The 9,485-nt window shown below is 32.3% G+C and carries 4 protein-coding genes; all 4 read left to right on the plus strand.

Translation table 11 applies throughout. The features are described from left to right. Window positions 1-267 precede the first annotated feature (267 nt). Genes BFJ87_RS13170 through BFJ87_RS13185 form a run of 4 tightly spaced genes read left to right on the plus strand, consistent with a single transcriptional unit; the run spans window position 268 to window position 9,076 of the window. Window positions 268-2,304 (plus strand): MGH1-like glycoside hydrolase domain-containing protein, encoded by a 2,037-nt coding sequence (locus BFJ87_RS13170; RefSeq protein WP_077405426.1) that lies wholly within the window; start codon window positions 268-270, stop codon window positions 2,302-2,304. A 6-nt stretch (window positions 2,305-2,310) separates the two neighbouring features. Then, window positions 2,311-5,310 (plus strand): aminotransferase class III-fold pyridoxal phosphate-dependent enzyme, encoded by a 3,000-nt coding sequence (locus BFJ87_RS13175; protein WP_077405429.1) that lies wholly within the window; start codon window positions 2,311-2,313, stop codon window positions 5,308-5,310. Between the two features lie 4 nt (window positions 5,311-5,314). After that, window positions 5,315-8,470 carry a glycoside hydrolase family 2 TIM barrel-domain containing protein gene (locus tag BFJ87_RS13180; RefSeq protein ID WP_077405432.1) on the plus strand — a complete coding sequence of 1,052 codons (3,156 nt, stop codon included), beginning with the start codon at window positions 5,315-5,317 and terminating at the stop codon, window positions 8,468-8,470. A 3-nt stretch (window positions 8,471-8,473) separates the two neighbouring features. Beyond that, entirely contained in the window at window positions 8,474-9,076 is a 603-nt protein-coding gene (locus BFJ87_RS13185) for an APC family permease (RefSeq protein WP_171974516.1), read from the plus strand. Window positions 9,077-9,485: the final 409 nt, after the last annotated feature.

The raw sequence follows: 9,485 nt of genomic DNA on the forward strand, positions 1-9,485 counted from the left end.
ATATATAATATATTATTTTAAATATTTTTTTAAAATTTAATAATAAAATATTTAATTAATATTATTTTTAAATAAATGTATTTTTTTTTTAAAATAAATCAATAATTATTCATTTTTTGATTTTTTTTTGTAATTTGCACGAGTCCAAGTTTGCAAACAAAACAAGATTTTTTTGTAAAAAAAATACACTTCACTATCCGATTTTTCTAAAAAAATCAACAATTCTATTCAATAGAATACTCGTATTTACATCTTATTTTTTTAGCTATGACAATTAGAAAACTTTGGACATATTCTATGCTTGCATTGATGGTAATCAGTTGCAATAAAAAAGAAAAACAACAAAATACTCCGCCCAATTTTAAGTATTTAAATTATAGTAAAAACGTCTTAAACTATATTGGCGAACCAAAAACGAAAAATGATAGATCATCATTAGTTTTCTCTGATCAGGGAGCTTGGTTTGGGTATTGTTTAAAAAATACTTCCTCTAGAGAACTTGCTCATTCTGGTCCTTTCTTGATGACTCAAGAAAACGGTGTATGGCTTAGTCCTGCCTTAACAAGGTTACATCTATCTCAGAATGGGAAGCCTATTTCTGCAGTAAGTTCTTCTATAAAAGAAGGTGAAAAATATAGTTTAGCCAGTCATTTACAACAAGAATTCACAAGTAATGACTTCCTAATAACACAACAACTGGTATTTCTAAATGAGAAAACAGCACTGCATAAAACTCGAGTAAAAAATAATTCGAACCAAAATCAAACCATAGAATATTGGTTGGATGGATCATTGTTTAAAAATGACATGGAGCTTACTTACAATCGAAATCTAATCACCATAACATCAAACAAAAGTTCGGCTATTGGATATATAAAGCTTCCAAAAGAAATGACTTCATTAATAATTAAAGATACATTCAACTACGAAACAAATAAAATTCAATTTACATTACCTCCCAACACTGAAAAAGAAATTACATTCAGCCATAGTTTTCTTTTTCCATCTCAAACTTGGAAAACAGAGGATAAATTAATTAAAAAATCTGAATTCGATTCTGTGCTCAAAGCCAGAAAAAAGATCAAAAACACCGAGTTATCATCGATTTTCAATAATTTAAACCCACAAATCCATCATGAGGCTTCACCTACAATTATATCAAAGGCACATCTAACACTTCAAAATAATTGGAGAACTCCGGCAGGTGAATTGAAACATGCTGGTTTATTCCCTAGTTATCATTACGAGTGGTTTCATGGTTTCTGGTCCTGGGACTCATGGAAGCATGCTGTCGGGCTATCTTTTTATAATATTGATTTAGCAAAGGATCAGATAAGGGCAATGTATGATTATCAGCAGGATAATGGGTTTATTATTGACTGTATTTATAGAGACACTTTAATAGAAAAACACAATACCAGAGATACGAAGCCTCCTTTATCAGCTTGGGCAGTTATGAATATCTACAAAAAAGATAAAGACCTTCTTTTTATTAAAGAAATGTACCCTAAGATTCTAAAATATCATAATTGGTGGTATAAAGATAGAGATTTTGATGGTGACGGTTTATGTGAGTATGGTTCTACAGACGGTTCCTTAGTTGCTGCTAAATGGGAAAGTGGAATGGATAATGCCATACGTTTCGACAATTCTAAACTACTACAAAAAAATGAAACAACGTATTCATTAAATCAAGAAAGTGTTGATTTGAATGCATATCTGTATGCTGAAAAAATTTACCTCAGTGAAATGGCTAAATTAATGAAACGATCAAATGAAGCCAATAAATTGAAAAAAGATGCACATTCCATAAAACTAAGAATCCAAGAACAATTCTTTGATAAACATGACGGTTGGTTCTACGACACTTCCATTGATGGTAGTAAATTTATAAAAGGTGAAGGTAGTGAAGGGTGGACTGCCTTGTGGGCAAAAGTAGCAAGTGATGAACAAGCGGAAACTGTTATTAAAAAAATGCTAGACCCAACTAAATTCTATACTAAAGTACCTTTTCAGACGATGTCAGCAGATCATGCAAAATTCGACCCCTTAAATGGGTATTGGAGAGGACCAAACTGGCTTGATCAGGCATACTTTGGAGTAAAAGGGTTACGTAATTATGGATACCATAGTGAAGCGAATGCTGCCACTCTAAAAATTCTAAACGGAGCAGAAGGCTTACTAAAGAAAGGTCCATCAATTAGAGAAAATTATCATCCAATTACAGGTCAAGGCTTGCACGCGAAAAACTTTAGCTGGAGTGCCGCACATATAATGATGTTGCTAACTAATGAAATTTATTAAAAAATTATGTCTATAACTGCAACAATAGCCCAAAGAATAGCAAAAGAGAGATTTCATATTGACGGAAGTATCACATCTCTTCCTGGAGAAATCGATCTAAATTTTAAAATTCAGGCGAATGATAACCAAAACTATATTTTAAAAATATCAAGAGCCGATGAGAACGAACAATATTTAGATTTTCAGCAAAAACTTCTACTTCATTTAGAAAACACTTGCCCTAACTTATCTATACCAAGAGTTATTAAGGATAGAGATCAAAATATAGTTTCTCACTATAGAACTGAAGATGGTTCCATTAGAAAAATTCGCCTATTAAGTTTTATTGATGGACGAATATGGAATGAAGTAAATCCGCAAACGGATAATCTCCGATATCTTCTCGGAAAGCAATGCGGTAAACTTACTACCGCCTTATTAAATTTTAATCATCCATTCGCTCACCGATTTTTTGAATGGGATATCAATCAATCGCTATGGACAACGAAATATAACTATCTTTTTAAGGCAGATGAACGAAAAATCATTGAATATTTCCAAGACGAATTTAGCACCTCCATTAAATATTACAACACATTAAGGAAATCAATAGTTCATAATGATGCAAATGATAATAACATAATTGTTTCTGAAGATGTAGTTCATCCCATCGTAAAGTCCATAATAGATTATGGAGATACAATTCATACTCAAATAATAAATGATGTTGCAATTGCTTGTGCCTATGGTGCTATGGGCCAAGAGCACACATTAGAAGCTATTTTACCCATTGTTAAAGGCTATCATAGCGAGTTTCCTCTGATGGATAATGAACTACAGCATTTGTATATAGCCATTGCTATGCGTCTAGTAATTTCAGTTACTAAATCTGCAATCAATAAGGAAAAAGAGCCCTCAAACACCTATCTTCAAATAAGTGAAAAACAAGCATGGCAAGTTTTAAAAAAGTGGATTTCCATCGATAGTGAATTTGCCTATTTTTCGTTTAGAAAACAATGTGAACTCTTAGCTCACCCAAACCAAAAGAAATTTAAAGAATGGTCCAAATCTTCAGGTTTAAGCCTATCAGATTTATTTGCTAACTCAGCAAAATATAACATAAAACCAATAGATCTTGGAGTTGGTAGTAAACTACTAGGTCATTATAAAGATGCCACTAATTCTGACACTACCCATTTAAAGATAGCAGAACTTTTGAACGCTAATCCCAATACTATTTTTATGGGTGGGTATCTAGAACCCAGAATCAGTAGTGAAAATACTTCACTAAGAAATAATAATCACACATTTAATGAAGAAAGAACAATTCATTTAGGAACTGATTTTTGGCTTCCCGAGAAAACCCAAATTTGTACAATTCTTGACGCGGTGGTTATTTCCTCAATGGAATCACATAGCCAAGGTGTAATAGTGCTTGAACATAACGTACATGATCTTAAATTTTACACCTTATATTCAAACCTTTCCTATCCAGAAATATCTGGCTTCTGTCTAGGCGACTCATTAAAAAAAGGACACCTATTGTCCACAGGAAAGTACACAAAAGCAAATAATTTTGGTTTTTCCAAGTTGCATTTTCAAATCCTTTTATCTCCTCCCTCCAATCTCCCTAACTTTACGGCTAAGTCATCATTAGGGCAATTGGAAATTTGGGGCAGTATCAGTCAAAATCCCCTCCAAATTTTTCCGGAAATTCACCTAAAAAACTCTCATCCAAATAGATATGAATTACTTCGCTTCAGAAATAAGCATTTGGGAAAAAGTTTAAGCCTTCAATATCAAGAACCACTAAAAATAGTCCAAGGATATGATATTTATCTCATTGATGAATACGGTCGAAAATATATGGATACTGTAAATAACGTAGCCCATGTTGGTCATGAACACCAAAAAGTAGTAAAAGCTGCTACTGACCAGATAGCAGTTTTGAATACCAATTCAAGGTATTTACATGAGAATATAAATAATCTAGCTTATGAACTCTTACGTACTTTACCACCATCATTAAATGTATTACATTTTGTCAATTCTGGTAGTGAAGCTAATGAATTGGCCATACGAATGGTAAAAGCCGTAACGGGTGAAAAAGATATTATCGCCTCAGAGATAGGGTATCATGGCAATTCAAATATGTGTATTGATATCAGTTCGTACAAATTTGATGGAAAAGGAGGTTCTGGAGCTCCAGAGTACACCCATATTTTTCCTTTACCAGATACTTTTAGAGGAAAATACCGCGATACAGACGCCCCAAAAAAATATGCTCTTGAGGTATTAAAATGTATAGATACCATAAAAAAGTGTGGTAGAAATGTAGGCGCTCTAATTGTTGAACCAATTATAAGTTGTGGAGGGCAAATTGAGCTTCCAAAAGGTTTCTTAAAGCAAGCCTATAAATACATTAAAAAAGAAGGGGGACTATGCATTTCAGATGAAGTACAAGTTGGCTGTGGTCGCCTAGGAAAAACTTTTTGGGGGTTTGAACTACACAACGTAATTCCTGACATTGTAACCATAGGAAAACCCTTAGGAAATGGTCACCCATTAGCCGCCGTAGCCTGTACACAAGAAGTAGCTGAAAAATTTGCCAATGGGATGGAATACTTTAATACTTTCGGAGGAAACCCCGTGTCATGTGCTATAGGTACCGAAGTCCTAAAAATTGTTCGCAAAGAAGGGCTTCAAGAAAATGCTTTTGTTACTGGGGAATATTTAAAAAGAGAATTAGTACGTATTTCTTTAAAATACCCCATAATTGGTGATGTTAGAGGCGAAGGGTTATTCCTAGGTTTTGAACTTGTCACTAATGATTTAATTCCTTTACCTGAACACTCAAAGTATCTTATAAATCGAATGAAAGACTATCGAATTTTAATGAGTACCGATGGTCCTGATAACAATGTTATTAAAATTAAACCACCATTGACATTTTCAAAAGATCATGCGAACTACCTCATAAAACATTTAGAATTAGTTTTTAACGAAGATTTTATGCAAAAACATTAAAAATATGAAAGTAAAATTATACACAACCCTACTCGTACTTCTTAGTATTATGAGTTGTACGAAACAAGAGTTAACTAAAGTTCCTAATCAAGAATTTCACTTCAATCATACAATTTTTGAAGATCAAAAATTACCTCCAAGAGCAACTTTTTTCCAATTTGAAAAGCCTAATTTAGCTGATAAAACAAAATCCAGAAGGTTTAAAAGTTTAAATGGAGAATGGAAATTTCATTTTGTAAAAAAACCTGAGAATAGACCTAGCAAATTCCATCATAAAAATTATGATGATTCTGATTGGGATTTGATTCCTGTTCCTTCAAATTGGGAAGTCCAAGGGTACGACCATCCTATTTATTTGGATGAAAGATACCCATTTGACTCAAAGTGGCCAAATATACCAACACACTATAATCCAGTGGGTACGTATCGCAAGAAACTTGAGTTAACTTCATCATTTCTACAGGAGGACGTAATTTTACATTTTGCAGGTGTAAAATCTGCAATGTATTTATATATAAACGGATCTTACGTCGGTTACTCTCAAGGAAGTAAAACTCCTGCAGAATTTGATGTAACAAAATATCTAAACGCAGGAGAAAATACTATTGCTCTTCAGCTTTTTAGATGGAGTGATGCCAGCTATCTTGAAAGTCAAGATATGTTACGAATGAGTGGCATCGAAAGAGAGGTTTTTTTATATACAAGGCCAAAAGTATTCCTTAAAGATTACGTTTCAAACACCAATTTAACAAATGGCTATAAAGATGCTGTTTTTAACGGGACATTTACGATTACCAATCATTCCAAAAAAAGAGCAAATCGATTAGTTTCCATCAAAATTAAAGATGGTGACAAAGAGGTTTATTCTATGCGAAAAAATGTTGATATTAAAGCCAATGCAGAACTTAATCTTTCTGCTAAAGCAATCATCAATAACAGTAAAAACTGGTCAGCTGAAATTCCAAATTTATATCAATTAGAGTTGAAAATACAAGATCCTGATGACGATAAAAAAGCTATATTTTTCACAAAGCCAATCGGTTTCAAAAAGGTTGAAATAAAGAATAGTCAAGTTTTAATTAATGGCAAACCTATATACTTCAAAGGAGTTAACAGACATGAAACTGATCCATTAACAGGACATGTCATTTCCAAAGAAATAATGTTAAAAGATATTACTCTAATGAAGAAAAACAACATCAATGCTGTGCGTAGTTCTCATTATCCAAATGACCCTTATTGGCTGGATTTATGCGATCGTTACGGATTATATGTTGTTGATGAAGCTAATATAGAAAGTCATCCACTTGCAATAAATAAAGACACTCAAATCGGTAATGAATTATCTTGGCTTCCTGCACATCTAGAGCGAACAAAAAGAATGTACTTCAGAGATCGTAACCACCCGTCTATTTACGCTTGGTCCTTAGGTAATGAAGCTGGAGAAGGAGAAGTATTTAGAGCTACTTACCAATGGCTAAAAAATCAAGATAGTAACAGAATAGTTCAGTATGAACCTGCTAAAAAAGATGATTATACCGATATTTATTGTCCGATGTATCCTAGACCTGAGTATTTAATCGCTCACGGAAAATCAGATTCTGAAAAGCCATCAATAATGATTGAATATGCCCATGCGATGGGAAATTCAGTTGGAAATCTACAAGATTACTGGGATATTATTGAAGCTTACCCCAATCTACAAGGGGGGTATATATGGGATTGGGTTGATCAAAGTTTGGAGTATAAAGATGTAAATGGAAGACCTTATTTAGCATATGGGCATGATTACCATCCCGATTTACCAACTGATGGAAACTTTTTAAATAATGGATTGGTAGATCCATATCGAAATAGTCATCCCCATCTAACGGAAGTAAAAAAGGTATATGAACCAGCTCAATTTAATTACTTAGCTAATAATACAATTGAAGTCACCAATAAAAATTATTTTGCTGATTTTAAAGATAAAGAGCTTATTTGGTCTCTTCTTGAAGACGGTATTGAAATCGCATCTAGAAAACTAGCAATTGGTAGTGTTTCCCCACAAGAAACCAAAAAAATTGAACTAAAAGACTTACCCAAAAACTTAAACAATAAGAAGGAATACATTTTAGAATTATCATTAATTCAAAAATATGATCTTGGTTTGATTACAAAAGGAACTGAAATAGCTTGGGATCAATTTATACTGAACAAACCTATAAAAAAAGATACTGTACCAGCACATAATACGCTTGAAATTACTTTAGAAAATAACGTATATAATATAAAAAATGCTGTAAACGATTTTCAAATTGATGCTCAATCTGGTGAAATTAAACATTGGAAATATCAACAAAATTTAATAACAGAAAAACCTCTACATATCAATTTTTGGAGACCACCTAGTGATAATGACTTAGGAAATGAAATGCATAAATGGGCGAGGTTATGGCAAAGTATCAGTACAAAATATAGCGCTATACTAAGCAGTGAACCGGCTAAAACATTAAACGGTGTTTCTTTTTCATTAACATATAAACTGCCTGAAATTAAATCGATTGTAACCGCAAACTATCAATTGCATTCAAATGGAACCTTGGAAGTACTCTTAAATTTCATTTTAAAAGACAAAAAATTACCTCCACTTCCGAAGTTTGGAGCATATGTCATATTACCAAATCAATATAAAAAGGTAAATTGGTATGGAAATGGGCCAGAAGAAAGTTACTGGGATCGAAAGACGGGTGTAAAAACAGGTATTTATAAGAAGAATATTGCAGAGATGTTTCATCGGTATTCGCGTCCTCAAGAAACTGGAAACAGAACAGATGTAAGATGGGTATCTATACTCTCCGAGGAGTTACAATTAACCGCTACTAGTAAAACAACATTATTGAATACTAGTATATGGCCTTTTACTCAAAAGGAATTGGATTTTAATCAAGAAACAGATGCTACATCTTCAGCTTCGGGCTTAGTACCGGTAACTAAAAAACATGGTGCTGAAATAAAAATAGGCAAAGAATATCAATGGAACCTTGACTATTTACAAATGGGTGTCGGAGGTGATAATTCATGGGGAGCACCTGTACACGATGAATATAAAATTACACCAAAGTCGTATACTTATAATTTTATAATTACACCTACAAGGATAGAATCCAAAATCAATTAGATCGTGGAAAATAATAGACCAAAATTGAAACGAGCTATTGACCTTTGGGGATTAAGTTCAAATATAATTAATATAGTGATTGGAGCTGGCATATTCGTTATGCCAGCTATTATCGCTGAAAAATTAGGAGCGTCGAGTAGTATCGCATATTTCGTCTGTGCTTTTCTCATTTCCTTAATAATGCTATGCTATGCAGAAATCGGTAGTAAGATAACTGCTTCTGAAGGAACTTATACATATATAGAAAGAACGTTAGGTCCTTATTATGGTTTTGTTTCTTTATTTCTTTTTTTACTAGCCACTATTTCAGCAGATGCTGCTGTAGCCAACACTATAATAGATCTTTTAGGAACCTTTTTCCCATATTTAAAACAGCTTTGGATAAAAATAACCTTCTTTATTATACTCTTTGGAATAATGGGAACTATAAACTATTTCGGAGTGGAAGAAGGAATTCGGTTTGTAAAAGCCATTACCATAATAAAATTGACCCCTTTAATTCTTATTATTTTATTGGGAACAATTGAAACTAATTTTAATTTGTATTTATTACCATTATTTAAATACCTCCTTAATTGGACGTATATTATTCATTGGTATACATAAAATATGAATATATTTCATGTTTAGCTAATATTTGATGTTGTGCACGAATCTTTTTTGAAATACTAAAAACATTAAATAACATCAATACATCAATATACATTTTATCTGATATTTGTATTTGGAATAATTAGTTATAACGCTTTAAAAAATAAAAAAATTTACATCGTTACATAGGCTAGAACAAACCTAAAAATTTAAGTTATTAATCATTTATTTAGACAATATTAATAATGAAATCGTATTTATAAAATAGAAACATATTAAAATTGATAAAAAATAACGTATTCATTTTAAGATAATAGTTTCAAATTAATATAAAACAATGAATTACTACAGTTTACATAAAAACTCACCAAACGTATCTTTCAAAGACGCAGTTTTAAATGGGTTAAAGCATAAAACAGGTTTA

Source organism: Cellulophaga omnivescoria (assembly GCF_001999725.1).
GTDB classification, from domain to species: domain Bacteria; phylum Bacteroidota; class Bacteroidia; order Flavobacteriales; family Flavobacteriaceae; genus Cellulophaga; species Cellulophaga omnivescoria.